The sequence below is a fragment of the Bradyrhizobium sp. GW821-FHT13H06 genome (assembly GCF_058803975.1).
The window spans coordinates 1,067,802-1,089,574 of sequence record NZ_JBXAPN010000003.1 but is presented as its reverse complement, the minus strand read 5'-3'; the positions used below and the strand labels follow the sequence as shown (position 1 = coordinate 1,089,574).

The 21,773-nt window shown below is 65.4% G+C and carries 19 protein-coding genes; 11 read left to right on the top strand and 8 right to left on the bottom strand.

The genetic code is table 11. The annotated features are described in order from the left end of the window. The 3 genes from AC1RQP_RS17505 to AC1RQP_RS17495 all read right to left on the bottom strand — a co-directional run. A partial coding sequence (locus AC1RQP_RS17505; RefSeq protein WP_492937844.1) for an electron transfer flavoprotein subunit beta/FixA family protein occupies positions 1-689 on the bottom strand: 689 nt, incomplete at its 3' end. A 126-nt stretch (positions 690-815) separates the two neighbouring features. Further along, positions 816-1,388 (bottom strand): cob(I)yrinic acid a,c-diamide adenosyltransferase, encoded by a 573-nt coding sequence (locus tag AC1RQP_RS17500; RefSeq protein ID WP_239620660.1) that lies wholly within the window; start codon positions 1,386-1,388, stop codon positions 816-818. A gap of 65 nt (positions 1,389-1,453) precedes the next feature. Further along, positions 1,454-1,648: a twin transmembrane helix small protein gene (locus tag AC1RQP_RS17495; protein ID WP_239620658.1), complete on the bottom strand. Its 195-nt coding sequence runs from the start codon at positions 1,646-1,648 to the stop codon at positions 1,454-1,456. Positions 1,649-1,945: 297 nt separating this feature from the next. Here AC1RQP_RS17495 and AC1RQP_RS17490 point away from each other — a divergent pair, with 297 nt between their 5' ends. After that, on the top strand, positions 1,946-2,839 hold the full coding sequence (locus AC1RQP_RS17490; RefSeq protein WP_061880683.1) for a YihY/virulence factor BrkB family protein: 894 nt from the start codon (positions 1,946-1,948) through the stop codon (positions 2,837-2,839). Here AC1RQP_RS17490 and AC1RQP_RS17485 read toward each other — a convergent pair. Both AC1RQP_RS17485 and gluQRS read right to left on the bottom strand, forming a co-directional pair. After that, positions 2,766-4,025 (bottom strand): ATP-binding protein, encoded by a 1,260-nt coding sequence (locus AC1RQP_RS17485; protein ID WP_239620657.1) that lies wholly within the window; start codon positions 4,023-4,025, stop codon positions 2,766-2,768. The genes AC1RQP_RS17490 and AC1RQP_RS17485 overlap by 74 nt on opposite strands. A gap of 101 nt (positions 4,026-4,126) precedes the next feature. Then, the gene (gluQRS, locus tag AC1RQP_RS17480) at positions 4,127-4,996 is read right to left on the bottom strand and encodes a tRNA glutamyl-Q(34) synthetase GluQRS (RefSeq protein WP_492937842.1); all 870 of its coding nucleotides are present in this window, start codon (positions 4,994-4,996) and stop codon (positions 4,127-4,129) included. Between the two features lie 190 nt (positions 4,997-5,186). Between gluQRS and AC1RQP_RS17475 the strand changes: the two genes are divergently transcribed. Further along, complete coding sequence (locus AC1RQP_RS17475; protein ID WP_492937841.1) at positions 5,187-5,840, top strand: DNA-3-methyladenine glycosylase family protein; 654 nt, start codon at positions 5,187-5,189, stop codon at positions 5,838-5,840. On the opposite strand, the gene AC1RQP_RS17470 is transcribed toward AC1RQP_RS17475, so the two are convergent. Beyond that, positions 5,837-6,724 carry a LysR family transcriptional regulator gene (locus AC1RQP_RS17470; RefSeq protein ID WP_492937880.1) on the bottom strand — a complete coding sequence of 296 codons (888 nt, stop codon included), beginning with the start codon at positions 6,722-6,724 and terminating at the stop codon, positions 5,837-5,839. The two genes, AC1RQP_RS17475 and AC1RQP_RS17470, sit on opposite strands and share 4 nt — an antisense overlap. Positions 6,725-6,902: 178 nt before the next feature. Between AC1RQP_RS17470 and AC1RQP_RS17465 the strand changes: the two genes are divergently transcribed. From AC1RQP_RS17465 to AC1RQP_RS17440, 6 genes are all read left to right on the top strand, one after another. Further along, the gene (locus tag AC1RQP_RS17465; RefSeq protein WP_492937840.1) at positions 6,903-7,877 is read left to right on the top strand and encodes an NAD(P)H-dependent flavin oxidoreductase; all 975 of its coding nucleotides are present in this window, start codon (positions 6,903-6,905) and stop codon (positions 7,875-7,877) included. 31 nt (positions 7,878-7,908) lie between these two features. Continuing rightward, a complete protein-coding gene (locus AC1RQP_RS17460) occupies positions 7,909-9,093 on the top strand; it encodes an ABC transporter substrate-binding protein (protein WP_492937839.1) in 1,185 nt (394 codons plus the stop codon). A gap of 23 nt (positions 9,094-9,116) precedes the next feature. Continuing rightward, positions 9,117-10,643, top strand: a complete 1,527-nt coding sequence (locus AC1RQP_RS17455; protein WP_492937838.1) for an acyl-CoA synthetase — start codon at positions 9,117-9,119, stop codon at positions 10,641-10,643. A 160-nt stretch (positions 10,644-10,803) separates the two neighbouring features. Then, positions 10,804-12,579 carry a flavin-containing monooxygenase gene (locus AC1RQP_RS17450; RefSeq protein WP_492937837.1) on the top strand — a complete coding sequence of 592 codons (1,776 nt, stop codon included), beginning with the start codon at positions 10,804-10,806 and terminating at the stop codon, positions 12,577-12,579. 134 nt (positions 12,580-12,713) lie between these two features. Further along, positions 12,714-13,691 carry a peptidyl-alpha-hydroxyglycine alpha-amidating lyase family protein gene (locus AC1RQP_RS17445; RefSeq protein WP_492937836.1) on the top strand — a complete coding sequence of 326 codons (978 nt, stop codon included), beginning with the start codon at positions 12,714-12,716 and terminating at the stop codon, positions 13,689-13,691. A gap of 203 nt (positions 13,692-13,894) precedes the next feature. Continuing rightward, a complete protein-coding gene (locus AC1RQP_RS17440; protein WP_028134115.1) occupies positions 13,895-14,452 on the top strand; it encodes an HNH endonuclease in 558 nt (185 codons plus the stop codon). 17 nt (positions 14,453-14,469) lie between these two features. Here the strand turns inward: AC1RQP_RS17440 and AC1RQP_RS17435 are convergent, their stop codons facing one another. Beyond that, positions 14,470-15,351 carry a DMT family transporter gene (locus AC1RQP_RS17435; protein ID WP_492937835.1) on the bottom strand — a complete coding sequence of 294 codons (882 nt, stop codon included), beginning with the start codon at positions 15,349-15,351 and terminating at the stop codon, positions 14,470-14,472. Between the two features lie 147 nt (positions 15,352-15,498). On the opposite strand from AC1RQP_RS17435, the gene AC1RQP_RS17430 reads away from it, so the two are divergent. After that, the gene (locus tag AC1RQP_RS17430; protein ID WP_239620633.1) at positions 15,499-15,720 is read left to right on the top strand and encodes a dodecin; all 222 of its coding nucleotides are present in this window, start codon (positions 15,499-15,501) and stop codon (positions 15,718-15,720) included. 6 nt (positions 15,721-15,726) lie between these two features. Here the strand turns inward: AC1RQP_RS17430 and AC1RQP_RS17425 are convergent, their stop codons facing one another. After that, entirely contained in the window at positions 15,727-18,900 is a 3,174-nt protein-coding gene (locus tag AC1RQP_RS17425) for an autotransporter domain-containing protein (protein WP_492937834.1), read from the bottom strand. A gap of 369 nt (positions 18,901-19,269) precedes the next feature. Here AC1RQP_RS17425 and AC1RQP_RS17420 point away from each other — a divergent pair, with 369 nt between their 5' ends. After that, positions 19,270-20,301, top strand: coding sequence for a helix-turn-helix domain-containing protein (locus AC1RQP_RS17420; RefSeq protein ID WP_239620627.1), 1,032 nt, complete (start codon positions 19,270-19,272; stop codon positions 20,299-20,301). Between the two features lie 301 nt (positions 20,302-20,602). Then, a complete protein-coding gene (locus AC1RQP_RS17415; protein WP_239620625.1) occupies positions 20,603-21,730 on the top strand; it encodes a TRAP transporter substrate-binding protein in 1,128 nt (375 codons plus the stop codon). The last annotated feature ends 43 nt before the right edge of the window (positions 21,731-21,773 follow it).

The window sequence follows — 21,773 nt, the reverse complement described above, 5'->3', positions numbered from 1 at the left end:
ACGCCTGCCTTGCGGCCCGCCGGCTCCGTCGTCTTGAGAACCTCGAGACGCGCGGCGACGTCGACGCCGTAATCGGCCACGGTCTTCTCCGCGATCGGCTTCTTCTTGGCCTTCATGATGTTGGGCAGCGAGGCGTAGCGCGGCTCGTTGAGGCGGAGATCGGTGGTGACGATCGCCGGTCCCTTCAGCTTGACGGTCTGGAGGCCGCCATCGACTTCGCGGGTGACCTTGAAGTCGGACCCTTCGACCTCGAGCTTCGAAGCGAAGGTCGCCTGCGACCAGCCGAGCAGCGCGGCCAGCATCTGGCCGGTCTGGTTCGAGTCGTCGTCTATCGCCTGCTTGCCGAGGATGATCAGGCCCGGCTGCTCTTCGTCGGCAACCTTCTTCAGGATCTTGGCGACGGCGAGCGGCTCGACGGCGCCTTCGGCCTTCACCAGAATGCCGCGGTCGGCGCCCATGGCGAGGCCAGTGCGGATCGTCTCCGATGCCTGCGCAGGTCCGATGGAGACCACCACGACCTCGGTGGCCTTGCCGCCTTCCTTCAGGCGCAGCGCTTCCTCGACTGCGATTTCGTCGAACGGGTTCATGGACATCTTGACGTTGGCGAGTTCAACGCCCGATCCATCGCCCTTGACGCGGACCTTGACGTTGTAATCGACCACCCGCTTTACCGGCACTAAGACCTTCATCGATCCTCTTTCACTCAATCTGGGAGGGGGGTTATCAACTGGCGCGGAACCTAAAGGCCTGATCTGCCCCGGTCAACGCGCGAACGGGTCTAATTTTGGCCTTCTGAAATGCGGGAGCGCGATGGGTCAGCGGTTCTGGCCGGGAACCCAAAGCACGTCGCCGGCGCCATTGCCGTTAGCCGTCCGGCTGGCCACAAACAGGAAGTCGGACAGGCGATTCATATATTGGATGCCAGCCGCGCTGACCTGCTCGCCGGGCCGGGCCGCCAGTTCCACAATCACGCGTTCCGCCCTGCGGCATATCGTGCGCGCCACATGCAGATAGGCTGCGGCCGGCGTGCCGCCGGGAAGCACGAAGGAGGTCAGCGGAGCGAGCTTGTCGTTGAGCGTGTCGATATCGCGCTCGAGCCGCTCGACCTGGCTCGTCACCACCCGCAGCCGCTCAGCCTTGCCCTCCCGTTCGGGCACGGCAAGATCGGCGCCGAGATCGAACAGATCATTCTGGATGCGGCCGAGCATCGCATCGAGGTCGGGCATGTCCCGCGTATGGAGCCTGACCACGCCGATCGCGGCATTGGTCTCGTCAACGGTGCCATAGGCTTCGATGCGCAGATCGTATTTCGGACGCCGCTCGCCGGTTCCGAGCGCCGTCGTGCCGTCGTCACCGGTCTTGGTGTAGATACGGTTCAGCACCACCATGCTGGTTTCCTTGGTTTCAGGGCGTGATCTTGTCGGAAAGCCGCTACGCACTTTTCCGTCATGCCCTATCGGCCCATCGCCCAGACCGCGAGCATCGCGATGATGATCGCCAGGAACTGAAGCAGCACGCGCCAGCGCATCAGCTTCTGCGAGGTATTGGGCGAGCCGCCGCGCATCATGTTGATGAGCCCAAGCAGCAGCACCAACGCCACGGCGCCGGCGGCCGCCGGCAGGATGAAAGTACTCAAGAGAGATGCCATTGGACGTAGATAACACCACGTGCGCGGATGCGCCATGGTGCCGCAGCAAACGCCGGCGTCACTCCGCCGCGAAGCGAAGCATCGAGCCCGGAATCCACTCCTCCAGGTGCGTTGCGGCCAAATGGGATTCGAGGCTCGCGCTGCGTGCGCCCCGGAATGACGGCGGAGCGTTTCGCGATCTGGCTTTTGACCCAATAATGTCAGATGGTAGCGGAATGATTTCCGATTTGCGCCAATTGCCTGCTCTCTTCGCCTCTCTCCGCGTGCGGGGAAAGAGAGCAGCGGTGTAGGTGGCCGTTGAAAGCGATCCGCTACATCTACGTCGTCGTGATGGATGCGTTCTACACCTTCCTCGCCGATGACGGCTGGGCGATCGCAAGCCACATCGCGTTGTCGACGCTGATGGCGCTGTTCCCGTTCCTGATCGTGCTGACCTCGCTCGCCGGCGTCTTCGGCTCCAAGGAACTCGCCGACCAGGCGGCCAGCCTGATGCTCCAGGTCTGGCCCAAGCAGGTCGCCGATTCGATCTCGGGCGAGGTGCATGACGTGCTGACCACGACCCGCACCGGCATTCTGACCATCGGCGCGGCGCTGTCGGTCTATTTCGCCTCCAACGGCGTCGAGGCGCTGCGGGTCGCACTCAACCGCGCCTACGCGGTGGTGGAGATGCGACGCTGGTACTGGCTGCGGCTGGAATCGATTGCCTATACGCTGATTGCAGCCTTCACTGCCCTTGCGATGGCGTTCCTGATCGTGCTCGGTCCGCTGATCATCGAGGCCGCGCGGCGCCACATTCCCCTGTTCGTCGAATCGAACGAAAGCATTCTCACCTGGCTGCGCTACGGCATCACCATCGGCGCGCTCGTGGTTGCGCTGTTCATCCTGCACGCCTGGCTGCCGGCGGGACGGCGCAGCTTCCTCCAGATCATGCCGGGCATCATCTTCACGGTGGTGGCGTCCCTGGTCTCCGGCGTCGTCTTCGGACAGTATCTGGCGCGCTTCGCCAACAACTACGTGACCATGTATGCGGGGCTCGCCTCGGTGATCATTGCGCTGGTGTTCCTGTATTTCATCGCCGCGATCTTCGTTTACGGCGGTGAGCTCAACGCCGCGATCATCAAGTCGCGGCTTCCTCATGGCGTGTCGCTTCAAGCAGCGCAGTCGCTAAAGCCCGCGGAGACACAGGCTTGACCAGGAAAGCGTCGGCGCCGGCCGCGCGCGATGCTGCCTCGTCCTCGCCGCGACCGGACACGCCGATGATCGGGATCCGGGCCAGCGGCGTCGACAGCGCGCGGATCCGCCTGATGGCCTCGATACCGTCGATGCCCGGCAGCACCATGTCCATCAGCACCGCGTCGAACCCGCCCTGCTCCAGCCGGCCGACCGCGTCCTCGCCGCGCCCGATGAACTCGGCTTGATGGCCGAGCTCGGTCAGGATCGTGTTGAGCACGACGCGGCCGAACGGATTGTCCTCGACGCTGAGCACGCGAAGGCCCGCGACCGCCTCGGGCCCGCTACCCTTCGCCTTGCTGCTCTTGTCCGATCCCGTGGCGTCCAGCGACACCGTCAACGTGAAGGTGGCGCCACCACCGCGGCGCGGAGCGACGGTGATGTCGCCGCCCATCGCACGTGCCAATTGCTTGACCGAAGAGAGCCCCAAGCCGGCGCCGCCGAAGCGCGACGCGATGGTGACATTGGCCTGGGTGAACGGGCGGAACAGCCGCTTGATCTCGGCCATGGTCAGGCCGATGCCGCTGTCGGACACCGCAAAGGAGACACCGACCCTGCCCTTGCCCTTTGCTTTGGCGGGACGCCACGGCTCGACTGCGAGCGCCACGCCGCCCTGGTCGGTGAATTTCACGGCATTGTCGATCAGGTTCTCGAGCGCCGCGCGCAGGCGGACGGGATCACCGACCACGAGTCCCGGGAGCTTGTCGGAGATCTCGACCTCGGCCTGGAGACCTTTGGCCGCGGCGCGGCCGGCCAGCGAATCGCCGGCGCTGCGGGCGAGCGTCCGTAGATCGAACAGGTCCTGCCGCAGCGTGCTGCCGCCCCTCCCCGTTCCCTTGCCGGTTCTGGCGGCATCCACGAACAGCGTGGCAAGGCTCGCCAGATGCTCGGCACCGGCCTTGATGGTATCGGCCCACCGCCGTTCCCGTTCGCCGAGATCGGAAGTCGCGAGCAGGTCGCTGATCGCCAGAATGCCGGTCAGGGGAGTGCGGACCTCATGGGCAAAGGCGGCCAGCGCCGCCTGGACCACGTCGGGCGCGACCGCCTTGGTGCTGCGCTTGCGCACCTTTCCGGCCGGCCCGGACCGCTTCCGAGGCAGCCGCCTGGACGTCCGCGTGGTGCGCACTGGACGCGTTTTCGCCGCCATGAATCCCCTTCGAAGTACTCTCTTCGAACCCCGCGCGGACCGAGCATGGCACGGAGGAACACCCGGAGTCACGGCGACGTTTTGCTAACCCCCAGAGAAACTTAACCTAATCCCACCAGCTGGCGGACGCGGGCGGACGTGACGCCGGCCGCGCGCAAGGCGCGCAAGCCGGTCGACCGGCTCGATTTCGACAGCTTCCGGCCCGCCTCATCGCGAATCAGTGGGTGATGGCGATAGGCGGGCTCGGGCAGGCCGAGCAGGACCTGGAGCAGGCGGTGCACCGAGGTGGCGTAAAACAGGTCCTGGCCCCGCACGATCTCGCTGACGCCCTGGAGCGCGTCGTCGACGACCACCGACAGATGGTAGCTGGTCGGCGTCTCCTTGCGGGCCAGGATCACGTCGCCCCACGCCTCCTGCCGCGCCGGGACGATGCCGCGCTCGCCGTCCGGTCCCTCGCCGTGCTCATTCCAGTTCAGACGGGCGGCACGGCGGCAGGCGGCCTGCATGTCGAGCCGCAGCGCATAAGGCGCGCCTGATGCGATCAAATGCGACCGTTCGTCAGCCGACAATGACTTGGCGTCGCCGGGATAAAGCGGCGCACCGTCGGGATCGCGCGGCCACGGCCCGTCCACCTCGCGCGCGGCGATGAGCCTTGCGATCTCGGCCCGGCTTTCGAAAGTGGGATAAACGAGACCGAGCGCGGAGAGCCTTTCCAGCGCGGCACGATAATCACCGAGATGCTCGGACTGCCGGCGCACCGGCGTTTCCCAGGCAATTCCGAGCCAGGCGAGATCCTCGTAGATCGCCGCCTCGTATTCCGGCCGGCAGCGCGTCGCGTCGATGTCCTCGATCCGCAGCAACAGCCGCCCGCCGGTCTCCCGCGCGCGATCGAAGTTGAGCAGCGCGGAAAAAGCGTGGCCGAGATGCAGGAGGCCGTTGGGGCTGGGGGCAAATCGGAAAACGGGTGGCATCAGTCGACATATCTCGTCATGGCCGGGCTTGTCCCGGCCATCCACGTTCTTCGATGCCGCCTGCCGATCATGTCAAGGTGCCGGACAAACACCACAACCACCGCTCATGCTAGACAATACGTCACGGTTAGAAAGACGTGGATGGCCGGGACAAGCCCGGCCATGACGTCGGAGAGCTTGTCGGACCATCATGACCATCCACCTCGAAACCCAGTCCGATCTCGAAGAGGCCGTCCACGCGCTGATCAAGCGCGATCCGCGCCTCAGGCCCGTGCTCGAGATCGCGGGCATGCCTGCGCTGCGGCGGCGCGAGCCGGGCTTTACCGGCCTTGCGCACATCGTCTGCGGACAGCAGCTCTCGACCGCGAGCGCCGCGGCGATCTGGGGTCGGCTGTCGGCCGCGTTCGATCCGTTCGACCATGACGCGGTGCGCAGCGCCCGCACCGACCGGCTGGGGCGGCTCGGCCTCTCCGCCGCAAAGATCAAGACGCTGAAGCATCTGGCGCGCGAGATCGCCGCCGAGCGGCTGAATCTCGACGTGCTCGCGGAGGAAGATGCCGATGCCGCCCATCACACGCTGATCGCGTTGCCCGGCATCGGCCCCTGGACCGCGGACGTCTATCTCCTGTTTTGCCTCGGCCACGGCGATGCCTGGCCGGCCGGCGACCTCGCCGTGCAGGAGGGCATCCGTATCGGGCTCGGTCTGAAGGCGCGGCCGACCGAGAAGCAGATGGCGCCGCTTGCCGAACCCTGGAGGCCACTGCGCGGCGCGGCGGCGCATCTGTGGTGGAGCTACTATCGCGCAGTGAAGAAGCGCGAGGGCGTGCTCGCGGGATCGGGCTAACCGCGCAGCCTCGCGCGGTCGGCCCGGGCGCATTCGGCGACGAAGTCGACCACGGCGCGCACCGCCGGAAGCTCGACGAGGTCGGGATGGGCCAGCAGCCATAGATCCGCGACGCTGGCGAGCTTCTGCGGGGCGACGCGGACGAGATCGGAATAGGCTTCGGCGACGAAGCACGAGAGCGCGGAGATTCCGATCCCGGCGCGGACCGCCGCCAGCATGTCCCCCTGGGATGAGCAGCGCATCACCACCCTCGCCTGCCGCGTGACGACGTCGCTCCAGCGCGCAAGCTGCGCATTGGATGCCTGGTCGGCGAAGCCGATGACGCTGTGCTCCTTCCAATCGCCGCGCCGTTCAGGCAAGGGCCGCCCGGCGGAATAATCGCGCGAGGCATAGAATCCCGTGCCGAGACGGCCGATCTTGCGACCGACCAGGTTTTCCTCGCCGCTGTCGAACGGCCGCAGCACCACGTCCGCCTCACGCCGGCGGACGCTCGCCGGAAACGGATGGGTGATGATCTCCAGCTGGATATGATCGTGCGCACGGAGGAAGGCAGGCAAGCGCGGCATCAGCCAATGCGAGGCCAGCGTCGCGCCGATCGACAGCTTGACGATGCCGCGCGCCTTGTGTCCTCCCGCCGCGACCGCGGTCTCGGCCCGTAGCGCCGCGGCCGCCATTGCCTCCGCGTGCTCACGCAACGTCCTTCCATCCGCGGTCAGCGCCAGGCCGTCGGCGGCGCGCGCCACCAGTCGGGTGCCGAGCTGGGCTTCCAGCGCCGCGATCTTGCGGCTGACGGTGGGATGGCTGGTGTGCAGCCGGCGGGCGGCGGCGGTGAAGCTGCCGGTATCGGCCACCGCGACGAAGGTCTTGCAAAGGTCCCAGTCCATCGGCCGCCTGTTCATATCTGAATGACCATCCGTTCATTATTGGACGGCCGGAGCACGCCGTCCAACCTTATAGTGGGATCAAATCCGCAAACGCGGGCGGCAATCCGCCCGCGCGACAATCAACAGGGAAACGCCTCGTCATCCGCCCGCCGGCGGGGCCGCGTTTCAGGAGGACATGATGGCGCTGCCCACTCTCTTGAAGGATTCACTCGAGCTGCCCGTGGTCGGCTCACCTCTGTTCATCGTTTCCGGACCGGAGCTGGTGATCGCCCAGTGCAAGGCGGGCGTGGTCGGCTCGTTTCCCGCGCTCAATGCCCGTCCTGTCGAGAAGCTGGACGAGTGGCTGAGCCGCATCGAGAACGAGCTCGGCGAATACAAATCGCGCAATCCCGGCAAGAAGGTTGCGCCCTACGCCGTCAACCAGATCTGCCATGCCTCCAATGACCGGCTGATGAAGGACATGGAGACCTGCGTAAAGCACAAGGCGCCTATCATCATCACCTCACTGCGGCCACCGGCGGAGATCGTCGAGGCCGCGCACTCCTATGGCGGGCTGGTGTTCCACGACGTCATCAACGTCAAGCATGCGCGCAAGGCCGCCGAACAGGGCGTGGACGGCCTGATCCTGGTCTGCGCCGGTGCGGGCGGACATGCCGGCACGCTGTCGCCCTTCGCGCTGGTGCGCGAGGTCAAGCAATGGTTCGACGGCGCGATCCTGCTGTCGGGCGCAATCAGCGACGGCTTCGGCATCGCCTCCGCACTGACGCTGGGCGCCGATCTCGCCTATATGGGTACGCGCTTCATCGCGACGCAGGAAGCCAATGCCGACGCAGCCTACAAGTCCGCGCTGACGCAGCATGCCGCGCACGACATCGTCTACACCAACCTGTTCACCGGCGTGCATGGCAATTATCTCGGCCCTTCGATCGCTGCCGCCGGGCTAGACCCGGACAACCTGCCGGCCGCCGACAAATCGAAGATGAACTTCGGCTCCGGCGGCAACATGAAATCGAAGGCGTGGCGCGACATCTGGGGATCGGGCCAGGGCATCGGCCAGATCACCGATGTCCCTCCCGTCGCGGAGCTCGTCGATCGGATGAAGAGTGAATTCGATCAGGCCCGGCAGGATTTCCTGATGCGCGCGAGCGCCTGACGTCTCGAACTGGCAAAAACGGGAGGATGCAATGAAGCTGGCAGCCGCACTGATCGGCCTGTCCCTGCTGGCGCTCGCCGGCGGGAGCGCCCATGGCGAAGGCAGCGACGAGATCCGCATCGGACAGACCCTGCCCTATAGCGGGCCGGCATCCGGCTTCGGCGCGATCGGGCGGACGCAGGAAGCCTTCTTCGAGAAGATCAATGCCGATGGCGGCATCAACGGCCGCAAGGTCAAGTTCATCACGCTGGACGATGCCTACTCGCCGCCGAAGACGGTCGAGCAGACCCGCAAGCTGGTGGAGCAGGACGAGGTGCTGATGATGTTCGGCTCGCTTGGCACCGCCACCAACAGCGCCGTGCAGCGCTACCTCAACGGCAAGAAGGTGCCCCAGCTCTTCGTGCTCTCCGGCGCGACGAAATGGGCCGACCCGCAGAAATATCCATGGACCATGCCCGGCATGGCCGCCTACGAATCCGAGGGCGTGGTCTATGCCAAGCACGTGCTGCGCACCAAGCCGGGCGCCAAGATCGCCATCCTGTCCCAGAACGACGATTTCGGCCGCGACTATGTCGCCGGCTTCAAGCGCGCGCTCGGCGACAAGGCCGCCAGCATGATCATCGCCGAGCAGACCTACGAGACCAGCGCGCCGACGATCAGCTCGCAGCTCTCGACCCTGAAGTCATCGGGCGCCGACGTGCTGTTCGGCGTCGTGCTCGGAAAGTTCACCTCGCAGATGATCAAGGGCGTGGCCGAGATCGGCTGGAAGCCCGAGCTGTTCTTCGTGCCGACCTCGGCCTCGTCGATCTCGTTCCTGGAGCCGGCCGGGCTCGACAACGCGGTCGGCCTGATCTCGTCGAGCAATCAGAAGGACACGATGGACCCGCAATGGGCCGGCGATCCCGGGGTGAAGGAGTACTTCGCCTTCATGAAGCAGTACATGCCGAATGCGGACCTCTCCAACTCCAACTATGCGGCCGGCTACCACTACGCGACGCTGCTGATGACCGTGCTGAAGGCCTGCAAGGGTGATTTCAGCCGCGAGAACATCATGCGCCAGGCGGCCTCGCTGAAGGAGGTGAAGCTGCCGCTGCTGCTGCCGGGCATCACCGTTTCGACCGGTCCAGATGACTATCTGCCGTTCCAGCAGCTTCAGCTCCGGCGCTTCAACGGCAAGAGCTGGGTGGGTTTCGGCGACATACTCGACGATCGCTGACTCCAGTGGAACAGGGACGGACCATGATCATCAGCGGCGAACGCCGGATCGGCTATGACGAGATCCAGGCGCGCATCAAGCGCGCCGCGAGCGGGCTTCGCGCCCTCGGCCTTGCCGAAGGCGCGCCGGTCGCGATGATGCTGCGCAACGACTTCGCCCTGTTCGAGGTGGTTGCGGCCTCGGCCGCACTGGGCAGCCCGGTGGTGCCGATCAACTGGCATCTCAAGGCCGAGGAGGTCCGTTACATCCTGACCGACAGCGGCGCCAGGATCCTGGTCTGCCACGCCGATCTGCTGCCGCAGATTCGCGGCGGCATTCCGGACGATGTCCGCCTGCTCGTCGTCGCGACGCCGCCAGAGCTCGCGGCGACCTTCGCAATTCCCCCCGACCTGACCGAGGTCCCGACCGGATCGACGGATTGGGACCGCTGGCGCGATGGCCATCCGGAATCGCAGGAGCCGCCGCGCCGGGCCGCGGCGATGATCTACACTTCGGGGACCACCGGCATGCCGAAGGGCGTGCGGCGCATGCCGATGCAGCCCGAGCAAGCGGCGGCCTCCGAGCGCGTCGGCGCGATCGCCTACGGCATCAAGCCGCGCGAGGGCCAGGTCGTGCTGATCAACGGGCCGATGTATCATTCGGCGCCGCATTCCTACGGCATGATGGCGTTCCGCAACGGCTGCACCATCGTCCTCCAGGCGCGGTTCGATGCCGAGGAGCTCTTGGCGCTGATCGAACGCCACCGTGTGACGCACATCCACATGGTGCCGACCATGTTCGTCCGCCTGTTGCGCCTGCCCGAGGCCGTCAGGCAGCGTTACGACCTGTCGTCGCTGCGCTTCGTCGTGCACGGCGCGGCGCCCTGCCCGCCCGAGGTGAAGCGGGCCATGATCGCGTGGTGGGGACCGGTCATCAACGAATATTTCGGCTCGACCGAGACCGGCATCCCGGTGTGGCACTCGGCCGAGGAGGCGCTGAAGAAGCCCGGCACGGTCGGCCGTGCCATCGAAGGCGGCATCGTCAAGATCTTTCGCGACGACGGCAGCCTCTGTGGCGCGAACGAGGTCGGCGAGATCTACATGCGCCAGACGGCGGTGCCCGATTTCGACTATCACGGCAAGGCGCAGGCGCGCGCCGAGGCCGGGCGCGACGGTCTCGTCAGCGTCGGCGACGTCGGCTATCTCGACGAGGACGGCTATCTGTTCCTGTGCGACCGCAAGCGCGACATGGTGATCTCGGGCGGCGTCAACATCTATCCGGCCGAGATCGAGAATGTGCTGATCGCCATGCCCGGCGTCCGCGATTGCGCCGTGTTCGGCATCCCGGACGCGGAATATGGCGAGCGGTTGTGCGCCTGCATCGAGCCCGATTTGGCCGAAGAGCTCTCCGCCGCTGCGGTGCAGGCTTTTCTGCGCGAGCGGCTGGCCAACTTCAAGGTGCCGAAGGAGATCCAGTTCCTGGATGCGCTGCCACGGGAGGCGACCGGGAAGATCTTCAAGCGCAAGCTCCGCGATCCCTACTGGACGGACCGCAGGCCGGACGGGCCTTAGCCGGCCGCCACCGAATCCCGGCTTGAAGCATCGCCCGGCATATTCCGTCCGAGCAGGGCCGCATGCCTGCCTCGCTCGGGTCGCCCGCTTTTGGTGGTCCGCGAAACCGTATAGCGTCAGCCTCAGAGGAAACGCCGCGAAGACGGCCATGAGGTCGCGCATGCTGGACAAGACCAAGGATATTTCCGTCTCCGCACAGGCCTGGCTCGATGAATTCGAGCGCGCCCTGGACAAGCCCGATAGCGCCACCCTGCACCGCCTCTTCCTCGCCGACGGCTTTTGGCGCGATGTGCTGGCGCTGAGCTGGAACCTGCAAACAATCACTGGCAGCGACACGGTCGTGCAGCAGCTGACGGCGCTCGCGCCCAAAGCGGCGCCGTCTCATTTCAGGATCGCGCCCAACCGCGCGCCGCCGCGCTGGGTGACGCGCGCCGGTACCAACACCATCGAAGCCATCTTCGATTTCGAAACCGCGCTCGGCCGCGGCAGCGGTATCCTGCGGCTCATACCCGACAGCACCGACGGCGACCGGTTGAAGGCATGGACGCTGCTGACCGCGCTCGTCGAGCTCAAGGGCTTCGAGGAGCAACTCGGCACCTCGCGGCCCCGCGGCCAGGCCTATTCGCGCGACTTTCGCGGGCCGAACTGGCTCGACCTGCGCAACGCCTCGCGCGACTATGCCGAACGCGATCCAGCCGTGCTGGTGGTCGGCGGCGGCCAGGCCGGGCTCGCGATTGCGGCGCGGCTGAAACAGTTGAAGGTCGACACACTGATCGTCGATCGCGGGGCGCGGATCGGCGACAACTGGCGCAAGCGTTACCACGCGCTCACGCTGCACAATCAGGTGCAGGTCAATCACCTGCCCTACATGCCCTTCCCGCCGAGCTGGCCGACCTATATTCCAAAGGACAAGCTCGCCAACTGGTTCGAAGCCTATGTCGATGCCATGGAGCTGAACTTCTGGACCGGCACCGAGTTCGAAGGCGGCGCCTATGACGAGGCCAGCGGCCACTGGACCGTGACGCTGCGCCGCTCCGACGGCAGCAAGCGCACCATGCATCCGCGTCACGTGGTGATGGCGACCGGCGTCAGCGGCATCGCCAATGTTCCCGATATCCCGACCCTCGACAATTTCAAGGGCGCGCTGGTGCATTCCAGCCGCTACGAGGACGGCGAGAACTGGACCGGCAAGCGCGCCATCGTCATCGGCACCGGCAACAGCGGCCACGACATCGCGCAGGATCTCTATTCCAGCGGCGCCGAAGTGACGCTGGTGCAGCGCTCGCCGACGCTGGTCACCAATATCGAGCCGTCGGCGCAGCTCGCCTACGCGACCTACAATGAAGGCACGCTCGAGGACAATGACCTGATCGCGGCCTCGATGCCGACGCCGCTGGCGAAGACAACGCATGTGATGCTCACGGAGCAATCGAAGGAGCTCGACAAGGAGCTGCTCGATGGTCTGCGTCGCGTCGGCTTCAAGCTCGACTTCGGCGATGCCGGCACTGGCTGGCAATTCAAATACCTCACGCGCGGCGGTGGTTATTATTTCAATGTCGGCTGCTCCAACCTGATCGTCGAGGGCAAGATCAAGCTCAGGCAGTTTTCCGACATCGAGAGCTTCGTCACGAACGGCGCGCGGATGAAGGACGGCTCGACCATCGCAGCCGACCTCATCGTGCTTTCGACCGGCTACAAGCCGCAGGAATATCTGGTGCGTCAACTGTTCGGCGATGCCGTCGCCGACCGCGTCGGTCCGATCTGGGGCTTCGGCGACGGTTTCGAGCTGCGCAACATGTATGCGCGCACGAAGCAGCCCGGCCTCTGGTTCATCGCCGGCAGCCTCGCACAATGCCGGATCAACTCGAAATATCTCGCGCTCCAGATCAAGGCGGTCGAGGAAGGGATTTTGGGGCGGCAGGTGAGCTCGGCTTGAGCGCCATCGTCATTGCGAGCGCAGCGAAGCAATCCAGACCATATCCGCGGAAAGATTCTGGATTGCTTCGCTGCGCTCGCAATGACAGCGTGGAGAGGGCGTCGCGCCGACGGCCAAATTGAGGGAGATCACAAATGCCAGCCATTCTCGGCAGCGGCGAGCATCGCTACCGCGTCGTCGAAAACTTCGCGAAACTTCCCGACGGCTGGCAGCTCACCGACGTCGCCTCGGTCGCCGTCGACAGCAAGGACCACGTCTACGTCTTCAACCGCGGCGCCCACCCGATGGTGGTGCTGGACCGCGAAGGCAATTTCGTACGCAGTTGGGGCGAAGGACTGTTTTCCCGCGCGCATGGTCTGCACATCGATGCCGACGACAACCTCTATTGCACCGATGACGGCGACCACACGGTGCGCAAATGCACCACCGACGGCAAGGTGCTGCTCACGATCGGCATTCCCGCAAGGCCGGCGCCGTTCATGAGCGGCGAGCCGTTCCACCGCTGCACCCACACCGCGCTGTCACCGAAGGGCGAGATCTACGTCTCCGACGGCTACGGCAATGCGCGCGTGCACAAATTCACCCCTGACGGCAAGCTGCTCAAAAGCTGGGGCGAGCCCGGCACCGACCCCGGCCAGTTCAACATCGTGCACAACATCGCGACCGACGCCGACGGCTGGGTCTATGTCGCCGACCGCGAGAACCACCGCGTGCAGGTGTTCAACGGCGAGGGCAGGTATGAGGCGCAGTGGAACAATCTGCACCGGCCCTGCGCGCTGTGCTGCTGCGGCGGCGGAAAGAGCCCGACCTTCGTCATCGGCGAGCTCGGCCCCGGCCTCGCCATCAACCGCAATGTGCCCAATCTCGGCCCGCGACTGTCGATCGTCGACGCCAAGGGAAATCGCATCGCGCGGCTTGGTGGCGAAACGGGGCCGGGCGTTGCCAGCGGCAAATTCCTCGCGCCGCACGGTATCGCTCTGGACTCGCAGGGCGACATCTATGTCGGCGAGGTCGGCGTCACCAATTGGGAGACCAGCTTTCCGGACGAGGAGATGCCGGCCGCGGTCCGCACGACGCGGTGCCTGCAGAAGCTGGAGCGGGTACGGGAGTAGCTGCCGCGGAGGGGCCATCACGACGCGGGGCGGCGGTTCCGCGCGCCCCCGGGGTCGCGGCATTTTGAGCAACTTTGCCACTCCGCCGCCGCATTGCTTGCGCTTGAATAAGTCGCTCAACGGGCTTCACAATCCCGTCACGCTGCATGTAGTATGTCAGTACATGCTGCTTCGCAGCGTATATTGGAGGCCGGGAGCGTTACTTGAACGCACATGTCTCGCAAGGCAGTTGGCCGGTGTTGGTGCTGAATGCGGACTTCCGGCCGCTGAGTTACTACCCACTGTCGTTGTGGTCGTGGCAAGACGCGATCAAGGCGGTGTTCCTCGACCGCGTCAATATCGTCGCTCACTACGATCAGGCGGTCCACAGTCCCACCCTGCAGATGCAGCTGCCGAGCGTCGTCTCGCTCAAATCCTTCGTCAAGCCGACCACCCACCCCGCCTTCACCCGGTTCAACGTCTTCCTGCGCGATCGTTTCGCCTGCCAATATTGCGGCTCGCCCGAAGACCTCACTTTCGATCACATCATCCCGCGCAGCAAAGGCGGCCAGACCACCTGGGAGAACGTGGTCGCGGCGTGCTCGCCGTGTAACCTGCGCAAGGGCAATCTTACCCCTGCGCAGGCAAAGATGTTTCCGCGCCAGAACGCGTTCGCACCCACCGTGCACCAGCTGCACCGCAACGGCCGCCTGTTTCCGCCGAACTACCTGCACGACAGCTGGCTCGACTATCTGTACTGGGATACGGAGCTGGATCCGTAGGACCGAACCTCCGCGCCTTACCCCCGCTGCAAGGCAAGTGTCACGCCGCCCAGCGTGAGTGCCATCGCCGTCCATTCGCGCAGGCCCAGCGGCTCGCCCAGGATGATGGCGGCGGAGACCACGCCGATCACGGGAACGATCAGCATGCCGGTCGAGGCCGTGGTCGGTGGCAGACGGCGCAGCGTCTCGAACCAGGTGACGTAGCAGATGCCCATCGGCACCAGCGTCATATAGACGAAGCAGCCGAGCCCCAGCGGGGTCATCGCAGTGATATCAGGACGCTCGAACAGGACGCCGAGGATCAGCATCGCGGCGCAGCCGAGACCGACCTGCCAGGCGACGACGACCAGCGGCGGCATCGGCAGCGGCTTGCGGTTGAGCACGTTGCCGAGCGCGAACAGGATGGCGCAGAGCAGCGCCAGCACGATGCCCAGCAGCTTGTCGGCGCCGAACGCAAAGCCGTTGCCGCTCAGAAGCAGCGTGACGCCGGCAACGCCTAGGACCAGCCCGAAAATATCCCTTGCGGCCGGCCGCGTGTGCAGCACCGGCCAGGCAAACAGCATCGCCCAGATCGGCATCGTATAGGCGAGCAGAGCGCCCTCGCTCACGGTGACATATTTCATGGCGACCGTGCCGAGACCCATCCAGGCAAAGACGTTGGTGAAGGTCGCAAACAGCAGCCGCGGGATGGCCTCGCGCGGCACGGCGAACGATTCCTTCCGGCTCAGCGCGAGGGTCACGAGAATGAGGGAGGCGCAGATCCCGGCAAGGCCACGTGCGAACAGGGGCGGCCATTGCTGGAGCAACAGCTTCATCAGCGGCCAGTTCAACGCCCAGCCGAACGCCGTCACGCAGAGGCAGAGAGAGCCGATCGTCCTGTCGCGCTGCGCCGAATCCATGGCTAGCGCTTAGCAGGCGGACGCCGGCCGCTCCACCTCGGCTGGTGCATGCGGGCCATCGCGCAGGATGGAACCGGACCGCCTGGCGCTCGTTCAGATGGGAGCCCACGCGACGACGCGTGCCGCAGCGCAACCAAGGAGCCCATCATGCCTGCAGCCGAGCAAGACCATGTCTACAAGATCCTGGACCTGGTCGGATCGTCCGAGACCTCGATCGAGGACGCGATCAAGAACGCGATCAGCCGCGCGTCGAAGACCATTCGCGAGATGAAGTGGTTCGAGGTGGTGCAGACTCGTGGCCACATCGAGAACGGCACCGTCGGCCACTATCAGGTGACCTTGCGCGTCGGCTTCACGCTGGAGGGATGACGGTGCTCACCAGCCGTAGCGAACGCTGCCCTTGCCGGCGTAGCTGTGGGTGACGCTGGAGAACTCGCCTTCGAAAGTGGCCGCCGCCGACCAGCCGGTCGGCCATCTCATCTCGACCGAAGCCGTCGTGAGCGCGGCGTCGCGCGCCTGCGCCGCGCCGTTGACGACGAAGCTTGCGACCGGCAACGCCTGAAAGGTTGCGGCCGCCGCACGATCGGGGTTGAAATCATGCGCCCAGGCGACACGGCCGCGCAGGGCCAACACGCCATCCTGCATCGCAAAGGACCTGTCGGTACGCAGGCCGAGCTCGCTGCGGCTGTCGGTCACGCTTTTCGCGGCGTAGCTCAAGGCGAATGCCGACGAGCCGGAGACGGCCTGCTCGGCATAGCCGGGGAGATCGAGCGTCGTGAACTGCATCGCGCCATAAGGCGTAAGGCCAATTCCGCCGATCCATGACGCGACCACGCGATAACCGCCTTCGAGACGACCGGAATACGCATGGGCGTCGAACGCGGCGCGCAGGCGATCGGTGCCGGCGATCGTCACCGTGCGATCGGTGGTCATGTTCTGCCAGCCATAGGCCAGCGCGGCGGAAACGTAGGCCGGGCCGTTCGCGTGGTACAGATATGCGCCGGCCTGGAGCAAATCGGAGCGGCCGGAGCCGAGACCGTTGACGTCGAAGCCGGTGCCACCGCCGGCGAGCGCGAAGCCGAGCTTCGTGCTCGGCGCGAGCCAATAGTCCGCGCCGACAGCCGTACCCGCGATGCGGCTCGTCGTGTCGTTGGAACCATCCCTCGCACTGCCATGGGTCGATTGCGATCCGCCGAAGCCGGCAGCCCACACGCTCCAGCGCTGCACAAATCCCTGCGCCGGCGCCTTGGCGAGCATGGCAAAGGCGTCGGTGCGCTTGCGGGCGGCATAGGCGCTCGACTGAAAGTCTTCGGCAAGTGCAGCCGCGCTGTTCGCCGGACCCGGCCCGCTCTCCCGTTGCGCGAAGGGATCGGTGAGCAGGCCCATGAACTGACTCATCGCGCTGATCGTCGTCTGTTGCGTGGCCGTGCCTTGTTCGCCGGAGGCTTGCGTCAGCCCTGCCGCCGTCATGCGGCCGTAGATCAACGGAATGCCGCCGTTGACGTCGAAGGAATGGACCAGTGCATTCGCCACCGCCTGCTGATTGCCACTCAGGCCGGAAGCCGGCGGCGGGACGAAGGCGAGCGACAGGTCGAGATAGGCGTTGTTCGCATCGTAGCTGAGATCGGTCTTGAAGTTCGCCGGCAGATTGCTGCTGACAACCGTCGAGGCAAAGGTGCCGGAGATGCCGCCGCCCGCGCTGAGGATGGTGTATCTCTTCTCGATATAGCTGCCGGCCGCAAACACCGCGTTCACGGTGGCGCCGCCGAGGGTTGCGGTGCCAGATACGCTTGCGGAGGACGCCGTCGACGGATTGACCTGGACCTGATAGATCGCGCCCGGCTGCAGGGCGATATCGCCGACAATGCTCGTGACGCTGCCGGGCGTGCCGTTGCCGGGCGCCAGGGTGCCGCCGCCGGCGATCGTCACCAACAATGGATCGATCGTGCCCGCTCCCATCAGCACGCCACCGGCATTCACCGTGACTGAAGAGGTGCCGGTGATGGTTCCTTCGACGTCGAGCACACCACCATTCACGGTCGTGGCCCCGGTATAGCCGTTGTTGCCGACCAACATGGTGAAGCCGGCCGTCGTCGTCAGGCTCGCGGTCCCGCCGATGCCATTGAGGACGCCTCCGGTCGACGTGACGGGCGCGTTCAGATTGCCGTTGCGGATCGTGCCTCCGTTGAGGCCGACCGCACCCTGGGTCTGCGCCGTGCCGCCCAGATCGAGCGTGGCACCGCTGTTGACCGTGGTCGTCCCGCCGGCGTCGCCCAGCGTGCCGGCGCCGCTCAAGGCCAGCGTGCCGCCGCTGACGAAGGTGCCGCCGCTGTAGGTGTTGGCTCCGGTCAGCGTCAGCGTGCCCAGCCCCGTCTTGGTCAGGGCCCCCGTGTTGATGATCTGTCCGGACAACGTCGCATTGAAGCCGTTGGTGTCGATCGTGCCGCCGCCCGCCAGCAGCGAAATCGTCCGCGCGGTGCTGAAAGCGCCCGTGAAGCGCAGCGCACCACCATTGAAGTTGACGTATTGCCCGAAACTCAGCGCCGAGAGCGCGGCGTCGCTGCCAGCCGAGACCGCCCCACCCGCCGCAACGATGACGTTCGGTCCAATGAAGGCCGCACCGGAAGTGCCGTTGTCCGCGATCGGCATCGAGGGGGAGGATACGATCGTGTTCGTGGCGGTATCCAGCACGTAAAACCCGGCGCCGGTCGTGATGTAGGCGCGACTTCCGTCGGGCGTCAGGGACACTCCGACGCCGTGGCTGGACAGGGCGACGTTTGCCGTGACGGTGTTCGTCAGTGCATCGATCACCACGAGCACGTTGGTCTGCGTCGTTACGTAGATCCGCGACCCGTCAGGGCTGACTGCAACATGCAGCGGGAGCCCGGAGATCGAAACCGTCGTGACCACCGATTGCGAGGCCGCATCGATGACCGAGACGCCACCGCCTTGATTGGCCACGTAGATCCGGCTTCCATCCGGAGACACGGAGATGCCGGAGGGGCCGCCTCCGACCGCGACCGCGCCGATGACGGTTTTCGACGCGGCGTCGATGATCGAAACGCTCGCGGAGCCCTCGTTGGCCACATAGACCCGGGTCCCGTCCGGCGAGACGACAACGCCGTAAGGGACTGCACCAACTGCGATGGGTGAACCGACCACGAGATTGGTCGCGGTGGAGATCACCGTGACGGAATTGGCCCCGGAGGACGTCACATAGAGGCTCGAGCCATCAGGGCTGAGCGCCAATCCTGCCGGCCCGACGGCGACGGGTATGGTCGCGACAACCGTCCGGCTGACGACGTCGATGACGTCCACCGCGCCGGACATGGCAGCGACATAGGCGAAACGGCCATCGGCCGAAAACACTGCGGCGTGAGGATAGGCGCTCGTCGCAAAAGCGGACCCGATCGGAGCGTTGGTCAGAGTGCCGAACTCGATCGCCTGCCCCGGCGTGCTGTTGATTGCGGTCCAAAGCCCGTAATTGTCGATTTGCGCGCGGCTGGCGGAGGTCGAGCCGAGATACGGCAGAACCAGGATGGCGAGCATCCCGCAACCTCTCATTGTCCGGCGACGACGGCAGCTGCGCGAACGTCGTTGCCGACGATCGGCGCCCTCAATTCCCATTGATCCCACGCGGTAACCCCATTCCGACGGCGCGGGCCGCATGGCGCGCTCGCATTCCAGAGACGGGAGAATCTCTAACAGGACGGCACGCCGGGTGATGTGCCCAGCGTCTCAGCAAGACAGAATCTATGCGGATCTCGCATGAGTTGCATCTATCATTGCGAACAACCCGCCTCTCGCTTGCGCACTGATTTCCGAATGGCTACATCCAGAGCCGAGATCGGGAAATCAGTTGCGTGCGGTCTTTCCGCATCGTGAGGGGATGTGGACGACATAGCGTTGACCGGGAGCATGGCAGCCGACAATCCCGGGCGCGGTCCGGAGGCGCTCGCGCACTTGCGGGCCATGACGGCCGACATCTGCGAGGTCGTTCCGCGTACCGCGGAGAACGATTTCCATGTCACCACGGTGACATGGATGACCCGCAACGCCTTGCTGATCGACACGCGTGCCTCCGACCAGGACTATGACCGCACGCCCGCGCACGTCGCCCGCGGCGTCATGGATCATTTTCAGATCACCCTCTGCGTCGAAGGCGAGATGCAGTTCAGCTCGGGCCGGCGCGAGGTCGCGCTGCGACCCGGCGACATCGTTCTCATCGACATGGCGCAACCGAACCGGACGGCGCTGCGCGCCGGCGGCGGCCGCACCCATCTGATGACGATCGTCCTGCAGCGCGCGATGCTGGCGCCGCGGCTCGCATATCCGGATGCGGCGACGGCAACCCTATTGCCGTCGGACCACCCTCATGCCCGCCTGCTCGCGAGCCACTATGCCGCGCTTGGCCTGCCGTCCGAGCCCGGAACGGAAACCGGGATCGGCAATGCCGAGGCCACGGTCGAGGCGATCGCCGACCTCGTGGCGGCCGCGGCCGGCGGGACGGCCGAAATCGTCGCGGGCCTCGAGCGCGCCGAGCGCCATCTTTACCTCACGATGATCAAGCGCCACATCGCGAACAATCTCGACACCGATGCGCTCGCCAGCGAGGGGCTCTGCCGCCACTTCCATATCTCGCGCGCGACGCTCTACCGGCTGTTCGAGGCCGAGGGCGGGCTTGCGCATTATGTACGGGAGCAGCGGCTCAATCTCGCATTCCGGCGGTTGATATCGCCGTCCGCGCAGGACGGCCGTCTGATCGAGCTCGCCGTCGACATGCGCTTCAGCAGCGATTCCACCTTCATTCGCGCATTCCGCCGCAAATTCGGCCTGACGCCGGGCGAATTGAGGGATCTGGCCGACACATGGCTGCGCGAGACCGGAGCGGTGCCGGCCATCGACACGGTGCTGCACCAACTGGCCCGGCGGCGCGCATCGCAGCCCTAATCTAGTCAGCCAACCCTTCCGTCCGGCCTTCCGCGCTGCCAGCTTCTCTTCGGCGGTGCACGCAGCTTTCCGAAGTCTGAGAGAACGTCTGCATTTGCTGCGCTGCGACACGCGACGGTTATGCGACTCCTGCAAACCAAAAGCTCGCCGACATCCAAAATGCGACATCGCGCAGCTTGTCGGATGCCGGCAATGCGTCCAGACTGTGATCAAAGTCGCTGGAATGCGGCACGCCCCCAGCGGTTAAAAACGAAGCGCACCGAAACGCGTTCGAACAACCAGGCCGCCAGGGAGGACGTCCATGACTGCAAAGTCTGAAAAGACCAGAACAACTCGTCGCAAATTCCTGCTGGCCGCCGGCGCGACCGGCGCTGCTGCCATCGCCATGCCGCAAGTCAGCCGGGCGCAGACAGTGACCATGAAGATGCAGGGCTCGTGGGGCAAGGCCGATGTCTTCAACGAGATGGCCGAAGACTATGTAAAGCGCGTCAACGAGATGGCCGGGGGCCGGCTCCGCATAGACTATCTGGTCGGCGGCTCGGTCGTGCATCCATTCCAGGTGTTCGACGGCGTTCATGGCGGCCAGATCGACGCAGCACACACGGTGACGGTCTACTGGTACGGCAAACACAAGGCAGCATCGCTGTTCGGGACAGGTCCCGTGTTCGGCTTCAACGCCAACGAAGGCCTCGGCTGGATCCACAACGGCGGCGGCAAGGAGCTGTTTGAGGAGCTTCAGACCCAGATCATGAATGTCAACATCAAGAGCTTCTTCGCCATGCCGATGCCGACCCAGCCGCTCGGCTGGTTCAAGAAGCCCATCACCAGCGACGCGGATCTCAAGGGCTTGAAGTATCGCACGGTGGGCCTTGCCGCCGATCTCTTCCAGGCGATGGGTGCATCCGTCGCGCAGCTACCCGGCGGCGAGATCGTGCCCGCGATGGAGCGCGGCGTGATCGACGGGTTCGAGTTCAACAATCCGACCTCGGACCGGCGCTTCGGCGCACAGGATGTCGCCAAGAACTACATGATGGGCAGCCACCATCAGGCGACGGAATATTTCGAGATCATGTTCAACCGGACCAAATTCAACGCGTTGCCGAAGGAACAGCAGGCGATCCTGCAATACGCAGCCGAAGCTGCTTCCTCCGCCAACGAATGGAAAGGCATGGACTATTATTCCAAGGACCTGCAGGAGCTCATCAACAAGGACAAGGTCAACGTCGTGCGGACGCCGAAGTCGGTGTTCGACGCGCAGATCAAGGCGTGGGACGGTCTGATCGCCCAGCTCGGCGCGGATCCGTTCATGAAGAAGGTGATGGAATCGCAGAAGGCCTGGGTACGCCGCGTGGTTTACTACAACATGAACAACGCGACCGACTACCGCGGCGCCTTCGAGCATCACTTCCCGGGCGTGCTCAAGGTGTGACGGCTGTCGCGGCGTATCGCGTGAGGCCGTATCGTGAGGGGCG

Excerpts from the sequence above, each read along its gene's own strand:
- AC1RQP_RS17465 (WP_492937840.1), top strand. The coding sequence starts at position 6,903 with ATGGCGCTGCCCACTCTCTTGAAGGATTCACTCGAGCTGCCCGTGGTC.
- AC1RQP_RS17475 (WP_492937841.1), top strand. The coding sequence starts at position 5,187 with ATGACCATCCACCTCGAAACCCAGTCCGATCTCGAAGAGGCCGTCCAC.
- AC1RQP_RS17470 (WP_492937880.1), bottom strand. The coding sequence starts at position 6,724 with ATGGACTGGGACCTTTGCAAGACCTTCGTCGCGGTGGCCGATACCGGC.
- AC1RQP_RS17460 (WP_492937839.1), top strand. The coding sequence starts at position 7,909 with ATGAAGCTGGCAGCCGCACTGATCGGCCTGTCCCTGCTGGCGCTCGCC.
- AC1RQP_RS17485 (WP_239620657.1), bottom strand. The coding sequence starts at position 4,025 with ATGGCGGCGAAAACGCGTCCAGTGCGCACCACGCGGACGTCCAGGCGG.
- AC1RQP_RS17455 (WP_492937838.1), top strand. The coding sequence starts at position 9,117 with ATGATCATCAGCGGCGAACGCCGGATCGGCTATGACGAGATCCAGGCG.
- AC1RQP_RS17435 (WP_492937835.1), bottom strand. The coding sequence starts at position 15,351 with ATGGATTCGGCGCAGCGCGACAGGACGATCGGCTCTCTCTGCCTCTGC.
- AC1RQP_RS17445 (WP_492937836.1), top strand. The coding sequence starts at position 12,714 with ATGCCAGCCATTCTCGGCAGCGGCGAGCATCGCTACCGCGTCGTCGAA.
- AC1RQP_RS17450 (WP_492937837.1), top strand. The coding sequence starts at position 10,804 with ATGCTGGACAAGACCAAGGATATTTCCGTCTCCGCACAGGCCTGGCTC.
- gluQRS (WP_492937842.1), bottom strand. The coding sequence starts at position 4,996 with ATGCCACCCGTTTTCCGATTTGCCCCCAGCCCCAACGGCCTCCTGCAT.
- AC1RQP_RS17415 (WP_239620625.1), top strand. The coding sequence starts at position 20,603 with ATGACTGCAAAGTCTGAAAAGACCAGAACAACTCGTCGCAAATTCCTG.
- AC1RQP_RS17430 (WP_239620633.1), top strand. The coding sequence starts at position 15,499 with ATGCCTGCAGCCGAGCAAGACCATGTCTACAAGATCCTGGACCTGGTC.
- AC1RQP_RS17420 (WP_239620627.1), top strand. The coding sequence starts at position 19,270 with ATGGCAGCCGACAATCCCGGGCGCGGTCCGGAGGCGCTCGCGCACTTG.
- AC1RQP_RS17500 (WP_239620660.1), bottom strand. The coding sequence starts at position 1,388 with ATGGTGGTGCTGAACCGTATCTACACCAAGACCGGTGACGACGGCACG.
- AC1RQP_RS17495 (WP_239620658.1), bottom strand. The coding sequence starts at position 1,648 with ATGGCATCTCTCTTGAGTACTTTCATCCTGCCGGCGGCCGCCGGCGCC.
- AC1RQP_RS17425 (WP_492937834.1), bottom strand. The coding sequence starts at position 18,900 with ATGCTCGCCATCCTGGTTCTGCCGTATCTCGGCTCGACCTCCGCCAGC.